Consider the following 19,773-nt stretch of genomic DNA (forward strand, 5'->3'; position numbering starts at 1 on the left):
CGACGCCATGACGAACCCAAACAATCCAGGCGGCGGAATGGACTCGCAGTTGACGAGCTTGAGCACGGCGGGTGCTCGGCAGCTCGCGACGACGACCAAGACCGTACCGCAGATGCAGGGCATCACCCCCCGGTGGCTGTTGCGCATGCTGCCGTGGGTGGAGGTGACGGGCGGCACGTACCGCGTCAACCGTCGCCTGAGCTACTCGGTGGGAGACGACCGGCTCAACTTCGGCAACGTGGGCGCCCGGGTGGAAGTGCCCGCCCAGGAGCTGCACAAGCTGCCGCTGCTGCGCGGCTTCGAGGGTGACAGCGCGGTGTTCCAGGCCCTGGCGAGCCGCTTCGTCCAGAAGGAGTACAAGGCCGGCGAGTCCATCGTCGAGGCGGGGACTCCCGCCGAGCACGTGTTCCTGTTGGCCCACGGCAAGGCGAAGAAGCTGGGCAAGGGCAAGTACGGGGACGAGCTGGTGCTGGACGTGCTCGCGGACGGCGACCACTTCGGTGACCAGGCGGTGGTGGAGTCGAACGACCACTGGGGCTTCACCGTCAAGGCGACCACGGCCTGCACGGTGCTGGCGCTGCCGCAGCAGGTGTTCGAGGACCTCATCAAGCAGTCCCCTGCCCTGCAGGCGCACGTCGCGCGGTACAAGGAGCGCCTGAAGAAGCCCCAGGACAAGATGGGGCAGGCGGCGATTCCGATGGCCGCGGGTCACTCCGGCGAGCCGTCACTGCACGGTGGCTACGTGGACTATGAGCTGGCTCCGCGCGAGTACGAGCTGAGCGTGGCGCAGACGGTGCTCCGCGTGCACACCCGTGTCGCGGACCTGTTCAACGGGCCGATGAACCAGACGGAGCAGCAGCTCCGGCTGACGATTGAGGCGCTGAAGGAGCGGCAGGAGCACGAGCTCATCAACAACCGTGACTTCGGCCTTCTGCACAACGCCGACCTGAAGCAGCGCATCCACACGCGCTCCGGCCCTCCGACGCCGGACGACATGGACGAGCTGCTCAGCCGGCGCCGCAAGTCACGCTTCTTCCTGGCCCACCCGCGCACCATCGCCGCGTTTGGCCGGGAGTGCACCCGTCGCGGGCTGTACCCGACGGTGGTGGACGTGCAGGGCACCAAGGCGATGGCGTGGCGCGGCGTTCCCATCCTGCCGTGCGACAAGATTCCCATCACCGAGCAGCGCACCAGCTCCATCATCGTGATGCGCACCGGTGAGTCGGACCAGGGCGTCATCGGCCTGCACCGCACGGGGCTCCAGGACGAAGTCGAGCCGGGCCTGTCCGTGCGCCGCATGGACATCAGCGAGAAGGCCATTTCGTCCTATCTCGTCAGCACCTACTTCTCCGCGGCGCTCCTGATTCCGGATGCGCTCGGAGTGCTCGAGAACGTCGAGCTGGGCGGCTGAGGTTTCGCCACGGGAGCGGGCTCGCAGGTAGAGCCCGCTCTCGGCAACACGGGGCGTGTCCGGAGTGTCCCGGGATGGGTCCAGGCAGACCAGGAGCCGGCCTGTCCCGAGTCATGGCTGTCCATTCCGGGCTGACGTGTCACGCGGCTTCGCTGACGTGTCCGTGACGCGTCCGTTTTGACTGTCTTCGATTGTTGGCGTGAGGAACATCGCTCCGCCCTGCTCTTGGACAAGTCCATCCCTGTCACGGGTCCAGCGCTTGCAGATCACCGCCCCGCGTGCGGCGTGGCCCTGGCTCGCCGCCGCAGGGAGAGTGACTCCATGACGCAGCCCCACTTCATTCCGCTTCACACCGCCACGCACGCGCTGGCGCGCTCTGTGAGGCGGCTTTGCCGTCGCCATTATTCCGAGGACCTTCGCACCTCCACCCCGGAGGCGACGCGATGAGCCCCGCACATGGCCCACGTGGAGTCCTCCTCGCCGCGCTCCTGCTCGTGGGCACGACGGCCTCGGCGCAGGTGACCTTCGACTGTCAGACGATTCAAGAGCGCGCTCCCGCCACCGGCCTCGGCGCCAATCCGAAGGCCGTGGCCTCCGTGCCGCTCGCCAGACAGCAACAGGGCTACGTCCGCGTGGGCGGCGGGTGCGAGGTGTCGCGCTTCGGCTACGACTCCGCGCACGCCGAGGTCATGGTGCAGAACGCTCCCGACGGGGACTTCGGCTGGCGGTGCAAGGGCGCCGACCCCGCGCTCGTCATCAATCCCGCGTGGGCCAAGGCCTCCGTCACCTTCTGCAAGGCCAGCGCGCCCAACGTCAGCAGCCTGCGCTTGCAGTGCAAGACGCTCAGCTCGAAGACGGGCCCCTCGCGCAACCCGCTCGCGGAGGTGTCCCTCACCCCACAGCTCGCCACCGAGGGCTATGTCGTCGTCTCCGGCGGCTGTGACTCCTCCCACGCGATGAATGGCTCCATCCACGCGGAGAACGTCGTCGTCTCCAAGCCCACTGCGAATGGCAAGGGCTGGCGCTGTCAGGCCGCGGACCCGCCGAACCATCCACAGGACGCCACCGTCACCGCGTCACTCGTCGCGTGTCAGCTCGCGGTGGACCCCGCGCAGGCGGCCCTCCTCATCCCGAAGCCCGCGCTGCGCTGCGCGGTGAGCCAGGGCGTGAAGACCACGGGCATGGCCTATCCCCGAGCCCTCGCCGCCGCCACGGGCAAGGTCATCAGTGGTGGCTGCGACCTCTCCTATGCCGGCAATGGCTCCGTGCATGCACAGTTCATGGTGCAGCACGGTCCCCAGGCGGACGGCGCCTGGTCCTGCTGGGGCGCGGACCCGCCGCTCATCAGCAACCCGGGCAGCGCACAGGCCAGCGTGCTGAGCTGCGGCATCACCACCGTCCCCGCCACCACACCGCTTCCCGCGCCGACGCCGACTCCCTCGCCCACTCCGACGGCGCGCAAGAATCCGGTCGTCATCGTCGGCGGCACCCTGGCGAGCGAAATCCTGTACTGGACGCTGGAGAGCCGGTTGGACAGGGATGGCTACCAGCGCTTCTTCTTCGAACTGCCCAGCGGCGGCTTGATTGACCTTCACGAGAGCGCGCGACAGCTCAAGTTCAAGGTGGCGGACGTGCTGCTCCAGACGGGCGCGAGCAAGGTCCATCTGATTGGCCACAGCCAGGGTGGCGCGGTGGCCCGCGCGTACGTGCGTGACTTCGGCAATGCGTCGGTGGAGAGCATCATCAGCCTGGGCACGCCCCACAAGGGCACCGACGACGACCCGCTGCTCGCCCTGGTGGCGCGCCTGCTATTCAACTGCACCGGCACCGCGGCGGACCCGCTGCCCTGCAAGCAGATGAAGGCGGGCTCGGCGTTCATCGCGGAGATCAACACGCGCCCGCCGAACGACCCCGTCTACTACACCAACATCAACACCCTGCATGACGTGTTCACCAAGGCGAACTCGAACGGGAAGATGGACAACTGTGACCGGACGAGCCCTTCGGGCGAGGCGCTGCAGTGCAACGTGACGGTGCAGGACTTCTGCAAGGACAACCTCGTCGAACACGTGGGGCTCGCGTCGAACGGGGTCGTCTACAGCGGCATCCGGCAGGCGCTGGAGCATCGGAAGATAGCGCTCAACTGCACGGAGCTCTGAGGCCCGCTGTCTTCCATCCATCCGCCGCCCGCCCGTGGGAGGTGCCCGCGCGCGGGCGGCGTTCGAGGTTCGCCGACGGACTCAGCTCGCGTCGGTGGCCACCTTGCCGAGGTGGCGCAGGAACCCGGCCCAGCCCTGCTGGTAGTCGCTGCGGTCGACCGGCAGCTCGAAGCGGTCGTGGATGACGGTGACGCGCGTGTGGCGCCCTTCCGCGAGGGGCTCCAGGAGCCACGTCACGCGCGTCATCGGCTTGTCCGGCTCCCCCCGCCAGTCGGTCCAATCGGTGACCAGGCGCTCGTTCTCGACCTTCTCGAGGATGCGGGTGGGGCCGCCCGCCACGGACCTGCCCTCGCAAGTGTAGTTCCATCCGTAGGAAATCTCACCGCGCTCCACGTCGACGCGGGCGGCGCCAAAGAGCCAGCGGTTCATCAGCTCGGGGACGAGCAGGGCTCGGTACACCTTCGCGGGCGGCGCGGCGATTTCAATCGACGCGCGCACCTCGGGGGTATTGCTGCTGAAGTCGGGCAGCGTGAGCTGGATGCCCTCGCGAAGGTGGTCCTTGAGGTTCCCGGTGTGGATGCGCCACAAGTCGTCAATCACGTGACGCGGCTGGCGAAACGGCAGCTGCCCTCGCACGGCGTGGCGAATCACCAGTGAACACGCGTCCGGGCCCTCCCCTGACTGGAGCGTGTAGTTCACCTCGGTCGGGACGCCTTGAATCGTCCAGCTGAACCTGAGCTCGCGGCCGGGCTCGAGCGCCGTCAGGACCTGGTCGCGGACAGGCTCGCGGGGCGCGCCGAGGGTGGCCTTGCCCCAGAAGCGGTAGGCCCCACCGACACGCGGCTCGACCTCGGCGTGCTCGGCGAACCAGTGACGCAGCTCGGCCGGGTCGGTCAGTGCGCGGTAGACCCGCTCGGGTGGAGCCGGCAGCTTGAAGGTGAACTCGTGCTCGAACGACGGGCTCATCGGGGCCTCCTCTTCGGGGAACGTGGGGCGCGACGCACCGGGACCTGGGGTGGGCCTGGAGCGTCGTCGTCGGGCATCGACTCAATGAATTGCTTCAGGGCATGGAGCCGCGCGGGCCAGAACACGCGGTAGTCATCGAGCCAATCGCTGATGAGCCGCAGGCGCAGCGGCTCCAGCGTGTAGACGCGCTCGCGTCCCCGGCGCTCCTCGCGGACCATCTCCGCCTGGCGCAGCACGCGCAGGTGGCGCGACACCGCGGGCCGGGTCATCGCGAAGCCCGTGGCGAGGCTCCCCGCGGTCGCTTCGGAGCCCCGCAGGCGGGCCAGCAGCGCCCGCCGGGTGCTGTCGGCGAGCGCGAAGAACACCGCGTCGAGCGTCGTGGACGGCCCCGAAGACGTGGGCAGGTGGGCGTGGGCGGAGCGAGGACTCATATGTCAACGACTCGTTACATATCAGCGCACGCGAAATCGCGGCAAGCAGATTCGAAACGAAGACGTTACGCGTCGTTCGTTCCCCCAAACGGGGCCACTCGCGGGCGGCGTTCAAGAGTCGTGGACGGCCGCTGCGTCAGGGAAGACAGGTCGTCGTCAGGAGCTTGAGGGGAGCACTTCCGTCCTGGCTCACCATCAGCTCGAGTCTGTCATCGGCGTTGAATTTCCCCGCGACGAGCCCCCTGGGCATCGCCCCCAGGACGACGTCTTGCCTCTCCGCGAGCGAGCCATCGCCCAGACCCATCAACAGGCTGACCCTGTTCGCGGCCGGAATCGTCGCGGCGATATCCAGTTGTGACGTCGGCGCCATGCAAGGTGTGCAAGGGAGTACGCAGTGCCGACACATTTCACGGCGGTAACGCAACCGCGAGGAGTTCTCCCGGCGATGGCGACTGACGCATTGAGACACTCCAAACTAAAACGGCGGGTATGTGCATGTATTGGCTTCGCGTCGGGAGCATGGGACAAGATGCGCGCCATGACTTCACCCACCGTGCATTCCGCGCAGCGCATCGCCGACCCCGCCGGCGGCGCTCAGCATTACCGAGGCCGTGGCCGTGTAGTCACGCCGTTTCCGAAGAGCAGTCACCCGTGGGGGAGCTGAACATGAAGAAGACCGTGCTGACGTTGTGTCTTGCTGGAGGTGTCCTGGGCTGTGGCGAGCCGGAGGGAACGCTCGACGAAGGCGTCGCGCCGGAGGGCACCCAGTCCCAGGCCATCCTCGGCGATGTCGTGAGCTTCAATGGCGACCCGAACTCCGACCTGCTGTGGAGGAACCAGTCCACGGGCAACATGCTCACCTGGATCATGGCCGGCCCCTCCCTGGCCGCCACGGCGGTGATGCCCGCCGTGTCGCCGTCGCTCGTGGTTCAGGCCGCCTCCGATTTCGGCGGACCGACGTCGGACCCGGACCTCGTCTTCCACACGCCCGCGTCGGCCGGCACGGCCATCCGTTTCCTCAACAGCTCCTTCAGTGTGCTCGGCATGGCGCCCATCTCGGGCGTCCTCCCGTCGTCGAGCTGGTACGTCGCCGCGTCCGGAGACTTCAACATGGACGGGCAGACAGACCTGGTGCTGCACAACCGCTCCACGGGGCAGTTCTTCTACCAGTACATGTCCGGGCCCACGCCCATCGGCATCTCCACGCCGCTTCCTCGCGCGATCCCCTGGTACATCGTGGGCGCGGCGGACTTCGACGGAGATGGGAGGACGGACCTGCTCTGGCGCCACCGCACCTCGGGCCAGAATGACATCTGGCGAATGAACAACACCGCCATCATCGGCTCCTTTCCCCTGCCCGTCATGTCCCTGGCCTTCTATGTCGGCGCCACCGCGGACTACACGCGCGATGGAATCCCAGACATCGCCTGGCACAACCCGAGCTCGGGGCAGGTCGTCATCTGGCGGATGGCGGGGATGAGCCTGGGCACGTCCATGACCGTGGGCAGCATGGGCTCGGGCTGCCCGCCGTGGTTCTCACAGGTCACCCCGCCCCCCTCGTCGGGAACCTGCATGTACCTCGTGGGTCCTCGCTAGCCCGGGCGTCGGCGCGCAGGGGCCTCGCTCGGACATCCCGCGCGAGGCGCCTCCACCAGTTGGACCCCACTCCGGGCCTCGTCGACGACGCCGGAGAGGTCATCGCTCCAGGGCGGGCCCCTCATGGGGGCCCAAGCCCGCGACCTACACCTCGGCGGCCGGCGCGACCTGCGGCTCGCGAGGCATGACGACCTGGAGCGCCAGGCTCAGCGCGACGACGAGCGCGCAGCCGATGACGTTGAACCAGAGGTAGCCGATGTCGCTGAGCATGAAGAGGCCAATCACCGTGGCCTGGGAGATGACGGCCGCGGTGAAGACCGCGTGTCCTCGCACGTGCTTGAGGAAGAAGGCGACCAGGAAGATGCCCAGCACCGTGCCGTAGAAGATGGAGCCCAGGATGTTCACCGCCTGGATGAGGTTGTCGAGCAGCGACGCGAAGCTCGCGAAGCCCACGGCCACCAATCCCCAGAACACGGTGAACAGCTTGGAGGCGATGAGGACGTGCCGGTCCGACGCCTCCGGGCGGAACACGCGCCGGTAGAAGTCCACCGTCGTGGTGGCGCCCAGCGCGTTCAGCTCACTGGCGATGGAGCTCATGGCCGCCGCCAGGATGACCGCGATGAGCAGGCCGAAGAGGCCACTGGGCAGCCAGCGCTTCACGAAGCCGATGAAGATGTAATCGGAGTCCTTGGTCTCCGCGCCAGGCAACGCGCGCGACACCAGGGCCTTGGCCTCCTTGCGGACCGCGCTGGCCTCGCCCGAGGAGACACGCAGGGCCTCCCGGATTCCCGACTGCGTGGCGGCGTCTCCCGCGTCTCCCGCCGCCAGGTAGCGCTCCACCTCCGCGCGCTTGCCGGACTGCACCTGCTCCCACTTCGCCTCCAGCGCCGCGTACTCCCCCGCCTGCGTCGTCGCGCGCATGCGCTCGCCCAGCGTGTCGTTGAACAGCAGGGGCGGCGTGCTGAACTGGTAGAAGACGAAGACGAGGATGCCGACGAAGAGGATGAGGAACTGCATCGGCAGCTTGAGGACGCCGTTGAACAGCAGTCCCAGCCGGCTCTCTGAGATGGAGCGCCCCGTCAGGTAGCGGCCCACCTGCGACTGGTCCGTGCCGAAGTAGGACAGCGCCAGGAAGAAGCCGCCGGTGATGCCGGACCAGAAGTTGTAGCGGTCCTGCACGTTGAAGTCGAAGCTCACTACGTTCATCCGGCCGAACGCGCCCGCGACGTCCACGGCGTCGCCGAACGACACGTGCTTGGGCAGCCGCCAGAGGATGACCAGCGCGGCCACCACCATGCCGCCCATCATCACCACCATCTGCTGCTTCTGCGTCTGGCTGACGGCGTTGGAGCCGCCCGTCACCGTGTAGAAGATGACCAGCGCACCCATCGCGACGACGGTGGGCTCCAGCGGCCAGCCGAGGATGGTGGAGAGGATGATGGCCGGGGCGTAGATGGTGATGCCCGCGGCCAGTCCCCGCTGCACCAGGAACAGGAAGGCGCCCAACAGGCGCGTCTTCAAGTCGAAGCGGGACTCCAGGTACTGGTACGCGGTGATGACGTTCAGCCGGTAGTAGATGGGAACGAAGACCGCGCTGATGAGAATCATCGCGAACGGCAGTCCGAAGTAGAACTGCACGAAGCGCATGCCGTCTTCGTACGCCTGCCCGGGAACGGAGAGAAAGGTGATGGCGCTGGCCTGCGTGGCCATCACCGCGAGGCCAATCGTGGGCCACTTCAGCTCGCGCGCGCCGCGCAGGTAGTCCTCGGTGTTCTTCGCGCCCCGGGACTTCCACATCCCCCAGATGACGATGAACGCCGTCGTTCCGACGAGCACCACCCAATCAAGCAAGGTCACGAGTACACCCAGGTGAGCAGCGACGACAGCGCGAGGAACAGGACGAAGGCGCCGAACACCAGCAGATAGACGTTGCGCCACGAGCCCAGGAGCGGCGGCGCGTCATCCAGCTCCGGCCTCTTTTCGGGCGGTGTCTGGGAGGGAGACGGATTCACGGGGGAGCTCATTGCGCGAGGACGTTCGCCAGGAGGCGGTAGGCGCCGGGGACTCCGGCGGGAAGCTGACGGAAGAAGGCCAGGCCCGTGTAGACGAACACGCCCTTGCCATGACGGGTGACGAGCAGCGAGCCGCGCAGGGGCGCTTCGCCCGCGTCGTTCAGCTCGAACACCGGGCGGTAGTGGTCATCCCACTTCGACGCGAAGTAGAGGCCGCGCTCCTGCACCCAGCCGTCAAAGTCCGCGGCCGTGAGCCGGTTGGGTGCGCGCAACAGCGGCTCGTCCTTGGACACGGGAGTCATCACCGCCGTCTCGTCCGTCACGCGCTCGCGGCCAAGCTCCAGCGGGTACGGCCCGACGAAGGCGGCCAGCGGGCCCACGCGACTGTTGGTGTTGTACTGCACCACCAGTCGCCCGCCCTGCTTCACGTAGTCGAGCAGCCGCTCACGGTGCACGGCGAGGCGGGGGTTCGCGTTGAACGCGCGCACACCGACGAGGATGGCGTCGAAGCGCTCCAGCTTCTCGGAAGCCAGCCGCTCCTCGGGGAGCACCGTCACCTCGTACCCCACCGCCGCCAGGCTCTCCGCCACGCGGTCTCCCGGCCCGGGGATGTAGCCCAGGCGCTTCACCTTCGTCGCGAGCGCGAAGGGAATCAGCGTCGCCTCGGAGGGCTGGCGGACCGCCAGGGGCGGCAGGTGCTCGTGGGCGACGTTGCGCACGCGCCATGACTCCGCGCGGCCTCCGCTGTCCACGACGACGCGCAGGCGCGCCTTCTCGGTGGCGCCCTTGGGCGGCGTCACCCGGAACTGGACCGTGCGCTCGTCACCGCGCGCGGCGAGCTGGAACGCGTGCTCCACCGGCTCCGAACGCCAGCCCTGCGGCAGCTCCAGGCGCACCTTGCCCGAGGCCTCCGCGCGCCCCGCGCCCAGCACCACGGAGACAGCCTGCGTCGCCCCGTTGGGGAACATCACCCGGTCGCGCTCCAGCGTCGCGGTGACGGCGGGCACCACCTCGAACGCGCGGTACAGCTCGCCGCGCACCGGGTCCGTCCACACGTGGACCACCGGCCGCGTCACGGCGATGCGCCTGCCGCCGACCTCGTAAACGAAGGTCACCGCCAGCGCGGGGCCGCCCTCGGGCAACCCCGTCAGCGCGCGGTCCGAGTCCTCGAGGGCGAAGAGTCCTCCAGAGATGGGCTTGCGCAGCCAGTACGGCGTGGTGATGGCCGCGTCCTCCGGCAGCGTCACCTTCTTCTCCAGCTTGAAGGGCGTGTGCTCCGCGAGCGCCGCATTCACGGGCACGCTCTCTCCGCCCGGCAGCGTTACGCTCACGAGTCGAAGCGCGGCGGGCGAGCGGTTCAGCGCGAACAGGTTCAGCGTCACCGGAGCGCCCGGCACACCGGCGGCCTCCGGAGCGCGTGCCTCCAGGAACAACCCCGCGCACGCGGCGATGAGCGCTTCCGTCTCGCGCAGCTTGAGCGCCTTCCACGGATGGTCATCAGGCAGCGCGGACAATGCCTCATGCACGCGCAAGAGCGCGGGCACGGTGCGGGAAGGAGCACGCGCATCGAAGCCCTTCACGGCGTCATCCACCGCGCGGGCCACCGCCTCCGTGCCCTTCCACCGGCGCCAGGACAGGTCCAGGCCCTCGAACACGTCCGCCTTCGGACGCGTGCCATCGAGCGGCGTGAAGTACTCCAGCAGCGGACCGCGCTCGGCCGGTACACCGAAGCCCTGGCTCTTGTGCTGGCTGCGGCTCTCCGCGGAGATTTCTCCCCAGGAGCGACCGAGCAGCGCGTCGTACCCGCCCACGTCCACCTTGAGATAGCCGGACATGTCCGCGTCGGGCTTGAGGCTCCACGTCGAGACGTTGTTCAGCAGCCGGTCCGCCTTCCACGGCTTCACCAGGTCCAGTTGCTCGGGGAAGCGCTTGGGGTCGGCGGCGGCGGTGAAGGCCTCGGCGGCGAGCAGCGCGGACGCGGTGTGGTGTCCGTGGTTGGGCGGCTTCGTGTTGAAGCGCGTGACGATGAGGTCCGGCTGGAAGCGACGGATGGCGAGCACCACGTCGGCCAGCACCGCGTCGTGTCCCCAGATGCGCAGCGCCTCGTCGGCGGACTTCGTGTAGCCGAAGTCGCGCGCGCGGGTGAAGTACTGCTCGGCGCCGTCCACGCGGCGCGCGGCCAGCAGCTCGTACGTGCGGATGAGTCCGAGCAGCTCGTCCTGCTCGGTGCCGATGAGGTTCTGTCCGCCGTCGCCACGCGTGAGCGACAGGTAGCCCGCGCGCAGCCCGCGTTCACCGACCAGCCAGGCGAGAAAGCGCGTGTTCTCGTCGTCCGGGTGAGCCGCGACGTAGAGCACGCTGCCCGTCACACCGAGCCGTCGGAGTCCCGCGGCGATTTCCCCCGCGTGGGGTTGCCGAGGTGCCTGGGCGAAGGCCGAAGTCCCAATTCCAAGACTCATGGCCAGCGTCATGCCAAAGAAGAGCAGGGTTCGCATCCGCGGCGGACCCTACAACAAGGTCTCCACCCACGCGCGCCTGACCTTCATCACCATGACGCGTCCAGCCACGGCCTCACCTCGCGTGCGCGTCACGGTCCTTCTCCGTGCCGGCAAGGGAATGACCTGTTATCACCGCGCACCGTGACGCCTTCCTTTCCCACCGCGTGGCTCAAGGGAGACCCACGCGCGCTCGCCTTCCTGCCCGACCGCTTCCGCCATCGCGCCGCGCGCGCGGAGGCCGCGGCCGCATCCGCCTTGCGCCCCATGTCGTCGGCCCTGCTCGACGTCGTGGTCGCCCAGAACGCACGCCTCGCGCCGAGCCCCGCGCGAGAGCGTCATCTGGAGGAGCTTGCCCGCCCTGGCACCATCGCCGTGGTGACGGGCCAGCAGATGGGGTTGTTCCTCGGCCCGCTCTTCACGCTCTACAAGGCCGCCGCCGCAATCACTGCCGCGCGCGCGCTTCGGGAAGAAACCGGGCGGCCCTGTGTTCCCGTCTTCTGGCTTCAAACCGAGGACCACGACCTGCCGGAAGTGGACCACTGCTTCGTCGCGAGCCCCCGGGGCTCCGCGAAGCGCGTGGCGTTGGAAGTGCCCGAGGCCGCCGCCTCGCGTGCGCCCGTCGCCCACCGCAAGCTCGGCGCGGGTGTCACCCAGGCCCTCGAGGCGCTGCGCGCAGAGCTGGGAGCAGAGCCCCAGGCCTCCGAGCACCTGGAGCTGCTCGCGCGCGCCTACCAGCCCGACGCGACGCTCGCGGAGGCGTTCACCCAGGTGCTCGCCGTCCTCTTCGCGGACGAGGGCCTGGTCTTCATCGACCCGAGGGACGCCCGCCTCGCGCCCTTCGCCGCGCCCATCCACCGGCTCGCGATTCAGGACGCCGCCGCCATCTCCACCGCGCTCTCGCGTCGCGTGGAGGCGCTGACGCAGGCGGGCTTCTCCGAGCAGGTCCACATCCGGCCCGGCTCGCCGCTCGGCTTCTACTCACCTGACGGCATCGAGGGCGCGCGCTACCGGCTGGACCCCGCGGGCGCTGACACCTGGAGCCTGGTGGGCCATCCGCGTGGCGCCACCGTGACGACGGGGGAGTTGATGGACTGGCTGGAGCGCGAGCCGCTGCGCTTCACCACCTCCGCGCTCTTGCGTCCGCTCCTCCAGGACACGTGGCTGCCCACGGCGGCCTATGTCGGTGGCCCCGGCGAGGTCTCCTACTTCGCGCAGCTCTCACCGCTCTACGAGCACGCGGGACGGCCCATGCCACTCGTGGTGCCGCGCGCCCGCTTCCGCGTGCTGGACGACCGAGCCCGCAGACTTCTCCACAAGTTGGGCCTCACGCCGGACGAGGTGGGCGAGCCCCGCGACGCACTGCTGACGAGGCTCGCCACACGCGACGCGGCGGAGCCCTACGAGCCCGCGGGCACGCTGGAGGCGCGGCTCTTCGGTGCCTTCGCCTCGGAGCTGGACCGACTGGGCGAGTCGATGCTCAAGCTCGACCCTCAGCTGCTCGACGCGCTCAAGCGCACGCGGGGCACCGTGCGCGCCGCCGTGTCCCGTCTCGCGGCCCGCTATGGTCGGGCGCTCGCGCTGCGCGACGAGGTCACCACCGAGCGCGTGGACCGGCTGCGCGCCATGCTCGTCCCGGACGGGGCTCCGCAGGAGCGCATCCACGGCATGGCCTACTACGCCTGTCGCTTCGGCTCCCGGGCCTTCACCCGCCAGGTGCTCGACGCGTGTGTCCCCTTCTCCGGTGACCTGCGGGACCTGACGCCATGAGCACGAGCGGCGCGACGTATGGGCTGGAGGCCCTCGCCTTCGGTCCGCATCCCGATGACGTGGAGCTGTTCTGTGGCGGGTTGATGGCGAAGCTTTCGAGCCTGGGCCACCGCACCGGCATCATCGATTTGTCTCGCGGCGAGAAGAGCTCTCGCGGGACGCTGGAGAGCCGGGCCGCGGAGACAGAGGCCGCCTCGCGCGTGCTGGGCCTGTCCGTGCGGGAGAACCTGGGCCTTCCCGATGGCTGGCTCAGCCCGTGGGCTGGCTTCGAGGCCCCTGAGTCCGAGCGCATCCGCGAGTCCGCCGTGGCCCGCGTGGTGGAAGCGCTGCGCCGCCTGCGGCCGGAGCTGGTCATCGTCCCGTGGGAGGAGGAGCGCCACCCGGACCACGAGGCCGCCAGCGCGCTGGTGACTCGCGCGCTGTTCTTCGCCGGCGTGCGCAAGTTCGAGACCGAGCCGCCCGGCGCCCCGTTCACCCCTCGGCAGGTGCTCTACTACCCCCTGCGCCACCTGGCGGAGCCGAGCTTCGTCGTGGACGTGTCCGCCGTCTACGCGAGCAAGACGGCGGCCGTGCGCTGCTACGCGAGTCAGGTGGAACCCCGCCCTGACGCGCCCGCCACGCTGGTGGGCTCGCCGCTGTCTCTCTCCTCGCTGGAGGCGCGGGACAGGTTCTATGGCGCCCAGGTGGGTGTCGCCCACGGCGAGCCGTATGTCGTCCGGGAGACGTTGGGGCTCATCGACCCGGTGGAACACTTCCGCCGGAATAGCTTCGAGAAGCCCCTGTTCTTCCCTCACCGCCGATGAGTCCTCCCCTCTCCATCGCCATCACCTGCTTTTCGACCTTCGGGGGCAGCGGCATGGTCGCCACCGGCATCGGCCTGGGCATGGCCGAGCGAGGTCACCGCGTCCACTTCATCGCCCGGGAGCCGCCCGCGCGGCTGGACAGCCTGCCCCGGGGCGTGACGTTCCACGAGGTGACGGAGAGCGACTACCCCGCGCTCCAGCGCTCCGGCACGTACCCCATCGCGCTGGCCTCCAAGATGATTGAGGTGGCCAACACGGAGCGGCTGGACGTGCTGCATGTCCACTACGCGGTGCCGCACGCCACGGCGGCGTGGATGGCGCGCGAGGTGCTGGGAGAGCGGGCGCCGCGCATCGTCACCACCCTGCACGGGACGGACACCACGCTGGTGGGCGTGCACCCCAGCTACCTGCCGATGACGCGCTTCTCCATCCTGCGCAGCGACGCGGTGACGACGCCGTCCGCCTTCCTCCGCGACGCGACGTGGAGCGGCTTCGGGCTGCCGGAGAGCTTCCCCATCGAGGTCATCGCCAACTTCGTGGACACGGAGCGCTATGCCCCCTCGCGGGAGCGCGCGCACCTGCGAGCCCTCTTCCCGGACCTGGGCGAGCACGAGCCTGTCCTCATCCACGTCTCCAACTTCCGTCCCGTCAAGCGCATCACCGACGTGGTGGCCGTCTTCGCGGAGGTCCACCGCCAGTTGCCCTGTCGGTTGGTGATGGTGGGTGACGGACCGGAGCGCGCCCCGGCGGAGCGGATGCTGCGCGAGCTGGGCCTCGCCCATCGCGTGGCCTTCCCGGGCAAGCAGGACCGCTTCATGGAAGTGCTCGCCGCGTCCGACGTCTTCCTGCTCCCCAGCGAACAGGAGAGCTTCGGCCTCGCCGCGCTGGAGGCGCTCAGCTGCGGCGTCCCCGTGGTCGCGAGCGACGTTGGAGGAATTCCAGAAGTCGTCCGCCACGGCGACACGGGGTTCCTGGCTCCGCTAGGCGATGTGCGCGCCATGGCGGGCCACGTGCTCGGCCTGCTGCGTGACGCGGCGCGCTGGAAGGAGTTCTCCATCCGAGCGCGTGCCGACGTCGTCGAGCGCTTCAGGATGAAGCCGGCCATCGACCGGTATGAGGCGCTCTACCGCCGGCTCGTGAGCGGAGCCCCCCGACGCTGAAGGGGCCCCACTCGCGCCGGGACGACTACTTGTTCTTCCAGTCCGCCAGGGCCTTGGAGACCTGGTTCTTGTAGAAGAAGTTCGGGTCCTTCTCGCCCAGGTCCCACGAAATCTGGGCGGCCTTGCGGGCCTCGGCGAACTTGCCGCTGCGCGCGAGGATGTCCGCGCGAATCCACTGGTTGTACCAGTTGGAGTCGAGGGCCACGGACGCGTCCGCGAGCTTCAGCGCCGCGACGTAGTCCTTGGTCGAGTCCGCCACGTAGCGCGCCGCCTGGGCCTGCTCGCTCGCGCTCGTCTGCCCCGCCTTCTCGATGTTGGCCTTGGCCAGCGTGGCCGTGTCCACCTTGATGGGGACGGAGACGCGCAGCTTCTCCCACTCGAGGTCCAGCGAGGTGCTGTCCTCGGTGGTGTTGCTGAAGACGTACGTCAGCCGCTCACGGCTGGGAATGGCCGCGGTCGTCGCGGCGACGGTGGCCACGTCGTTGGCGGGCGAGTACTGCGCCGCCGAGGAGAACAGCCCCAGCTCCTTGTTCAGCATCACCTTCCAGCCCTTCTGCGAGGGCAGGGTGACGATGGAGTAGGTGCCGGCGGGGACGGCCTTGCCGCCGAACGTCACGTCGTGGCTGAAGGTGATTTTCGTGGCCGAGTTGGCACCCGAGCGCCAGGGCTTGTCCCAGGGAACGAGGTCACCCCAGACCTTCCGGCCCTTCACACCCGGGCTGGAATAGTCGATGGAAACCGAGGTGACACCCACGTCCTGCGCCACCTTGGCGGAGGGGCTGGGAGCGGGCAGCTCGAGTTGGGCGGAGGCGGGCGCGGCGACCAACACCACGAGCGCGGAGAGCAGACATCCGAGGGCAACGTTCTTCATCGTCCTCACATCATCCTTTCTGAACAGAACCTGAGGGGTGCGAAGGCGGGCGGAGTGTATAGACGAGCCCCCCGCTCACCAAACGATTCGGGCGAGCCACCAGACACTCCAGTGACCGAGGTATTCCCGTCGTACCCCGGGAAGACGAAGCTGCCGGGCGAGGATTCCGCATGAAGCTGACCCGGCTCACCGTCCACCACTTCCGGAGCGTGGCTCCCGGCACCGAGCTGACGCCCGGCCCGGCACTCAACCTGGTGCTCGGCGAGAATGGGACCGGGCGGACGACGCTGCTGGAGCTGGTCTCCATCGTCCTCGCCTCCGACTTCGCCAGCCTCATCCATGAGCGCTTCGCGTTGGAGTACGAGCTCGCCTTCCCCGGCATGAAGCTGCACGTCTACGCGCGCAACGACACGCGCGTGCCCGAGCGCACGGAGCCCACCGCGCGGCAGGGCGCGGGGCTGTTGCCCCTGCGTACGCCCACGACCGACTCCGGGCTCCAGCCACTCATCGAGGTGGAGCTACTCCTGTCCTCGCCCTCGGCGCGGCTGGTGATGCGCGCGGACGCGGAGGGCATCGACTGCAAGGTGGACGGCGTGGCCGCGTGGACGCGCACCATGCACTGGTCGCTCCTGGACCGCTCGGTGTGGACGCTGCTGTTCATGACGGCGCAGTACATCGACGCGGGCATGAAGGAGCGTCTCAAGGAGCTCTTGAGGCGGACCTTCCTGCTGGCGCCGCAGCGCTTCGATGAAGCGCTCGGGATGTTCGAGCGCCTGGGCACCATCCGCTACGCCATGGAGGCGCGCGACGGAGAGGTGTTTCCGCTGGGCCTGATGGCCCTGCCCGGCTGGATGCCCGGGTGGCTGAAGGAGCGCGTGGAGCAGGAGCCGCTCCTCGATGCCCTGGAGCTTCGCCACGACGCGCTGGAGCGCTCCTTCCTCTCGCGCTTCGTGAGCCTGGCGGGCCTGGAGTCGGGACGGCTGCGCGTGGAGGTGCTGGAGAAGCGCTCGTTCGACAACGGAGGGCGCGTGGGGTTCGGCGGCTTCGCGTTCCACTTCGTCCGACGCGACGGGCGCGAGCTGCCGCAGGCGGAGCTGGGCTTCGGCCAGAAGCGGCTGCTGTCGCTCTTGTACTACCTGGACGTCAACGAGGACTTCGCCATCCTGGACGAGCCCGCCAATGGCTTGCACCCGCGCTGGGTGGAGGCGGGCCTGCGCGAGCTGGGCGGACGGCAGGTCTTCCTCGCCACGCAGAGCCCGCTGCCGCTGGAGCATCCCGTGTTCGCCTCCGAGGAGGAGCTGCGCGCGGCGCTCATCCACTGCGCACCGGTGCTGCATGAGGGACACGAGCGCATGGGCTGGGCACACCCGACGCGGCAGCTCGCCGCGAAGCTCTTCGACGCCCACCGCAGCGGCGCGCGGCCCCTGGGGGCCCTGCTGAGGGAACACGCCGTGTGGTGAACGATGGGGTGCGGCGAATTGTCGCGGCCCACCCTCCGGCTTCCGGATGATTGTCTGGCGCAAGTGATGGGCCTGCCCTGTCGTGCTGCGGCAAATGGCCGCATCGGTGCGCTCGAAGCGGTCTGCTACGCCGAGGTGCTGGCGCAGTCATTCCTTACTGGAGGCCCCGCTTGAAGCCCTCTCTCAAGACGTTGCTCGCATTCTCGAGCCTGCTGGTCGGCACCGCCGCCCACGCCCACATCGCCGTCTCCGGCACCGGTCCCGCAATCGCTGGCACGTCCTACGAGGCGCAGTTCACCGTGGGGCACGGGTGCAGCGGCGCGGACACCTACCGCATCAAGGTCGCCATCCCCGCGGGCGTCACCTCCGTGCGGCCCCTGGACTCCACCTTCGGCAAGGCCGTGGTGGAGAAGGACGCGAACAACAACGTGACGTCCGTCACGTGGACGCGGGGCTCCACGGCCGAGGTGCTGCCCGCCGACACGCATGCGCACCGGCTGGTGCTGCGTGCCCGCCTGCCGGATGCACCCTTCACCACCGTGTACTTCCCCACCACGCAGACGTGCCGGGATGCCCAGGGCGCCGAGACGATTGTGGAGTGGGTGGGCACGTCGGGGGGGCATGACCACGGGGGTGACGCCGGCACCACGCCGCAGGCGGAGCCCGCGCCCGCGCTGTTCGTCTACCCCAAGCGCACGCCGGGCTGGAACAAGTACACCGTGGAGGAGCACGTTCACGACTTCGCGGTGTTCAGCGACGCGCAGATTGTCTGGGCAGGCAATCGCGCGTTCAGTCCCAACCCCGTGACGAAGGGCCTCATCGAGTCCGACACGGACACGGACGAACTGACGGAGATTCATCCGGGCACGGAAATCTGGGTCAAGTACTGAGGCGGGAGGACACACCATGACTCGCCATCTGCTTGCATTGGCTGCCGCGTGCGCGCTCTGCGCGTGCTCGGACAGCGGCTCGAAGACGCCCTCGGCCATCACGCCGGATTCAGGAGTGCTGCCCACGCAGGGCCTGACGCAACCCACGGGCCTGGAGCGGCCTCCCACGGGCCCGGGACTGCCCGCGGACCTCAAGCCCCCGGGCCGCTGAGCACGGACACCCTCGCCGGGCTCGCTCCGAAACGCGGGGCCGAGCCCGGACAGGTGACCCATCTCCCCGCGGCGGGTCTTCATCAATCCGCCGCGTGAACCAGCGCCTCCAGGTCGCGCTGAAGCGACTCCAGTCCGTCGGAGTCATCCACCACGCGGTAGTACCCACGAATGCGCCCGTCCGCGTCCACGAGGACGAAGTGCTCGCCGTGGAAGATGCTGAGGAAGTCGTCGTCACCCGCGTCCGCGTCCCGCCCCATCATTACGCGGAAGCCCTCCAGCACCGTGGCCTCCACGTCCTCCAGCGGCCCCGTCAGCAGGGACCAGTTGCTCGTGTCCAGATGACGTGTGTTCGCGTACGCGGCGAGCCGCTCCGGTGTGTCGTAGCGCGGGTCCACGCTGAACGAGACGAAACGCACCGACGACAGCCCCGCCTCGCGCGCCTGACGCTGGAGGCGGGCCATCTTCGCCGTGAGCAGCGGACACACCGTGGGGCAGCGCGTGAAGATGAAGTCCGCGACGACGACCGCACCGCGCAGGTCCGCGTCGGAGAACGGGCGTCCCGTCTGGTCCGTCAGGCGAAAGGTCGGCAGGGCCCCGAACCCGGGCAGCCCCCGCGCCCGCAGTCGAGCGCGTGACTCGCGCAGCAACGGGAGCGCGAGCGCCGCGACGAGCGCCAGCACTCCCACGACGAGCAACCCCATCCAGCGACGACGGCGGTGTTCCAAGGCAGGCGCGGCCATGTCAGTACCTCCCCCGCTCGCCCACGCAGCCCACGCCAAGCACATGAGGGTGGTCCATGGGCAGCCCCGCGAGGGCCGGCACCGGGCCGCTCTCGGAGACCTGTCGCGCGTCCGCCACCAGCGCCTCCACCACACGCGGGGATTCCGTCAGGTCGTAGACGCCCCGAAGCCCACCTGCCTGGTCCACCAGCAACGTGGACCACCTCTGCGACGAGTCACCCTTCACGAGCGCGCCCGCGCTCAGCATCGCCAGCACCTCCGCCTCCCACGAGGTGTCTGCCGCCAGCACGTGCCAGGACGTCCGGTCGCTCCCGCCCGCTTCGCCTTCGACGCGCGCCAGTCCTTCGACCCGAGCGAAAGAAGGGCGTGCCACCACGACGAACCGGAAGGGAATGCGCTCGGCCTCCAGTCCGCGCTCCACCCGGGACAGCCGCGTCACGAGGTGCTGGTGGCTGGACGCGCTCTCCTCTGGGAGGAATTGGAGGACATACGCCCGTCCCCGAAGCTGGCGTGTTCCAAACAGCGCTCCGTCCATGTCCCGAAGCTCGAACCGGGGAAGCTGTCCATGGAGGGGCACGGGGTTGGGAACCCACTCTGTGTCGGCGGGGAGCCAGGACTCCTCCGACAGCACCAACCTCGCCACCGACAGCATGGCGACACAGAGCGAGAGCAACACGGCGAGACTCGAGACGCCCAGGCACCACCAGGCCCACGAACGCAGCCGGGTGGCACCTCGCGACGGACGCGAAGAGGAAGGACTCATGTCCACACCCTCGCGCAAACGGACCGCGAACAC

18 protein-coding genes are annotated in these 19,773 nt (G+C 69.1%); 9 read left to right on the forward strand and 9 right to left on the reverse strand.

Annotation, left to right across the window (positions count from 1 at the left end):
• Positions 1-7 precede the first annotated feature (7 nt).
• Positions 8-1,411, forward strand: a complete 1,404-nt coding sequence (locus HUA74_RS32940; RefSeq protein ID WP_174457709.1) for a family 2B encapsulin nanocompartment shell protein — start codon at positions 8-10, stop codon at positions 1,409-1,411.
• Positions 1,412-1,854: 443 nt separating this feature from the next.
• Positions 1,855-3,570 (forward strand): alpha/beta fold hydrolase, encoded by a 1,716-nt coding sequence (locus tag HUA74_RS32945; protein WP_174457710.1) that lies wholly within the window; start codon positions 1,855-1,857, stop codon positions 3,568-3,570.
• Positions 3,571-3,651: 81 nt separating this feature from the next.
• Here HUA74_RS32945 and HUA74_RS32950 read toward each other — a convergent pair whose 3' ends face one another.
• The 3 genes from HUA74_RS32950 to HUA74_RS45220 form a co-directional block, all read right to left on the reverse strand.
• On the reverse strand, positions 3,652-4,536 hold the full coding sequence (locus tag HUA74_RS32950) for an SRPBCC domain-containing protein (RefSeq protein ID WP_174457711.1): 885 nt from the start codon (positions 4,534-4,536) through the stop codon (positions 3,652-3,654).
• Positions 4,533-4,967 (reverse strand): helix-turn-helix transcriptional regulator, encoded by a 435-nt coding sequence (locus tag HUA74_RS32955; RefSeq protein WP_174457712.1) that lies wholly within the window; start codon positions 4,965-4,967, stop codon positions 4,533-4,535. The genes HUA74_RS32950 and HUA74_RS32955 overlap by 4 nt, the downstream gene beginning before the upstream one ends.
• A 136-nt stretch (positions 4,968-5,103) precedes the next feature.
• Positions 5,104-5,337 carry a hypothetical protein gene (locus HUA74_RS45220; protein ID WP_217443625.1) on the reverse strand — a complete coding sequence of 78 codons (234 nt, stop codon included), beginning with the start codon at positions 5,335-5,337 and terminating at the stop codon, positions 5,104-5,106.
• Positions 5,338-5,633: 296 nt separating this feature from the next.
• On the opposite strand from HUA74_RS45220, the gene HUA74_RS32965 reads away from it, so the two are divergent.
• Positions 5,634-6,563, forward strand: coding sequence for a VCBS repeat-containing protein (locus HUA74_RS32965; RefSeq protein WP_174457713.1), 930 nt, complete (start codon positions 5,634-5,636; stop codon positions 6,561-6,563).
• A gap of 144 nt (positions 6,564-6,707) precedes the next feature.
• Here HUA74_RS32965 and HUA74_RS32970 read toward each other — a convergent pair whose 3' ends face one another.
• The 3 genes from HUA74_RS32970 to HUA74_RS32980 are packed head-to-tail and all read right to left on the reverse strand — an operon-like array spanning position 6,708 to position 11,070.
• Positions 6,708-8,420, reverse strand: coding sequence for a sodium:solute symporter (locus HUA74_RS32970; RefSeq protein WP_174457714.1), 1,713 nt, complete (start codon positions 8,418-8,420; stop codon positions 6,708-6,710).
• Positions 8,417-8,575: a hypothetical protein gene (locus HUA74_RS32975; protein ID WP_174457688.1), complete on the reverse strand. Its 159-nt coding sequence runs from the start codon at positions 8,573-8,575 to the stop codon at positions 8,417-8,419. Before HUA74_RS32975 ends, HUA74_RS32970 begins: the two co-directional genes overlap by 4 nt.
• A gap of 8 nt (positions 8,576-8,583) precedes the next feature.
• On the reverse strand, positions 8,584-11,070 hold the full coding sequence (locus HUA74_RS32980; protein ID WP_174457715.1) for a PIG-L family deacetylase: 2,487 nt from the start codon (positions 11,068-11,070) through the stop codon (positions 8,584-8,586).
• A 144-nt stretch (positions 11,071-11,214) separates the two neighbouring features.
• On the opposite strand from HUA74_RS32980, the gene bshC reads away from it, so the two are divergent.
• The 3 genes from bshC to bshA are packed head-to-tail and all read left to right on the forward strand — an operon-like array spanning position 11,215 to position 14,803.
• Positions 11,215-12,840, forward strand: coding sequence for a bacillithiol biosynthesis cysteine-adding enzyme BshC (gene bshC / locus HUA74_RS32985; protein WP_174457716.1), 1,626 nt, complete (start codon positions 11,215-11,217; stop codon positions 12,838-12,840).
• Positions 12,837-13,643: a bacillithiol biosynthesis deacetylase BshB1 gene (gene bshB1 / locus HUA74_RS32990; protein ID WP_174457717.1), complete on the forward strand. Its 807-nt coding sequence runs from the start codon at positions 12,837-12,839 to the stop codon at positions 13,641-13,643. Before bshC ends, bshB1 begins: the two co-directional genes overlap by 4 nt.
• A complete protein-coding gene (gene bshA / locus HUA74_RS32995; protein WP_174457718.1) occupies positions 13,640-14,803 on the forward strand; it encodes an N-acetyl-alpha-D-glucosaminyl L-malate synthase BshA in 1,164 nt (387 codons plus the stop codon). Before bshB1 ends, bshA begins: the two co-directional genes overlap by 4 nt.
• Before the next feature lie 25 nt (positions 14,804-14,828).
• Here the strand turns inward: bshA and HUA74_RS33000 are convergent, their stop codons facing one another.
• Positions 14,829-15,674, reverse strand: a complete 846-nt coding sequence (locus tag HUA74_RS33000; protein WP_174457719.1) for a DUF2911 domain-containing protein — start codon at positions 15,672-15,674, stop codon at positions 14,829-14,831.
• Positions 15,675-15,844: 170 nt separating this feature from the next.
• On the opposite strand from HUA74_RS33000, the gene HUA74_RS33005 reads away from it, so the two are divergent.
• From HUA74_RS33005 to HUA74_RS33015, 3 genes are all read left to right on the forward strand, one after another.
• Positions 15,845-17,134, forward strand: coding sequence for an AAA family ATPase (locus HUA74_RS33005; RefSeq protein ID WP_174457720.1), 1,290 nt, complete (start codon positions 15,845-15,847; stop codon positions 17,132-17,134).
• Positions 17,135-17,304: 170 nt separating this feature from the next.
• Entirely contained in the window at positions 17,305-18,024 is a 720-nt protein-coding gene (locus tag HUA74_RS33010; protein WP_174457721.1) for a DUF1775 domain-containing protein, read from the forward strand.
• Positions 18,025-18,040: 16 nt separating this feature from the next.
• Entirely contained in the window at positions 18,041-18,235 is a 195-nt protein-coding gene (locus HUA74_RS33015; protein WP_141641419.1) for a hypothetical protein, read from the forward strand.
• Positions 18,236-18,317: 82 nt separating this feature from the next.
• On the opposite strand, the gene HUA74_RS33020 is transcribed toward HUA74_RS33015, so the two are convergent.
• Together HUA74_RS33020 and HUA74_RS33025 are read right to left on the reverse strand one after the other, a co-directional pair.
• Positions 18,318-18,977 carry an SCO family protein gene (locus tag HUA74_RS33020; protein ID WP_174457722.1) on the reverse strand — a complete coding sequence of 220 codons (660 nt, stop codon included), beginning with the start codon at positions 18,975-18,977 and terminating at the stop codon, positions 18,318-18,320.
• A 1-nt stretch (position 18,978) separates the two neighbouring features.
• Positions 18,979-19,740, reverse strand: coding sequence for a hypothetical protein (locus HUA74_RS33025; RefSeq protein WP_174457723.1), 762 nt, complete (start codon positions 19,738-19,740; stop codon positions 18,979-18,981).
• Positions 19,741-19,773: the final 33 nt, after the last annotated feature.

The sequence above is a fragment of the Myxococcus sp. CA051A genome, assembly GCF_013336705.1.
GTDB classification, from domain to species: domain Bacteria; phylum Myxococcota; class Myxococcia; order Myxococcales; family Myxococcaceae; genus Myxococcus; species Myxococcus llanfairpwllgwyngyllgogerychwyrndrobwllllantysiliogogogochensis.

Coding starts and splice junctions, on each gene's coding strand:
- HUA74_RS32940 (WP_174457709.1), top strand. CDS start 8: ATGACGAACCCAAACAATCCAGGCGGCGGAATGGACTCGCAGTTGACG.
- HUA74_RS32945 (WP_174457710.1), top strand. CDS start 1,855: ATGAGCCCCGCACATGGCCCACGTGGAGTCCTCCTCGCCGCGCTCCTG.
- HUA74_RS32950 (WP_174457711.1), bottom strand. CDS start 4,536: ATGAGCCCGTCGTTCGAGCACGAGTTCACCTTCAAGCTGCCGGCTCCA.
- HUA74_RS32955 (WP_174457712.1), bottom strand. CDS start 4,967: ATGAGTCCTCGCTCCGCCCACGCCCACCTGCCCACGTCTTCGGGGCCG.
- HUA74_RS45220 (WP_217443625.1), bottom strand. CDS start 5,337: ATGGCGCCGACGTCACAACTGGATATCGCCGCGACGATTCCGGCCGCG.
- HUA74_RS32965 (WP_174457713.1), top strand. CDS start 5,634: ATGAAGAAGACCGTGCTGACGTTGTGTCTTGCTGGAGGTGTCCTGGGC.
- HUA74_RS32980 (WP_174457715.1), bottom strand. CDS start 11,070: ATGCGAACCCTGCTCTTCTTTGGCATGACGCTGGCCATGAGTCTTGGA.
- bshB1 (WP_174457717.1), top strand. CDS start 12,837: ATGAGCACGAGCGGCGCGACGTATGGGCTGGAGGCCCTCGCCTTCGGT.
- bshA (WP_174457718.1), top strand. CDS start 13,640: ATGAGTCCTCCCCTCTCCATCGCCATCACCTGCTTTTCGACCTTCGGG.
- HUA74_RS33000 (WP_174457719.1), bottom strand. CDS start 15,674: ATGAAGAACGTTGCCCTCGGATGTCTGCTCTCCGCGCTCGTGGTGTTG.
- HUA74_RS33005 (WP_174457720.1), top strand. CDS start 15,845: ATGAAGCTGACCCGGCTCACCGTCCACCACTTCCGGAGCGTGGCTCCC.
- HUA74_RS33015 (WP_141641419.1), top strand. CDS start 18,041: ATGACTCGCCATCTGCTTGCATTGGCTGCCGCGTGCGCGCTCTGCGCG.
- HUA74_RS33020 (WP_174457722.1), bottom strand. CDS start 18,977: ATGGCCGCGCCTGCCTTGGAACACCGCCGTCGTCGCTGGATGGGGTTG.
- HUA74_RS33025 (WP_174457723.1), bottom strand. CDS start 19,740: ATGAGTCCTTCCTCTTCGCGTCCGTCGCGAGGTGCCACCCGGCTGCGT.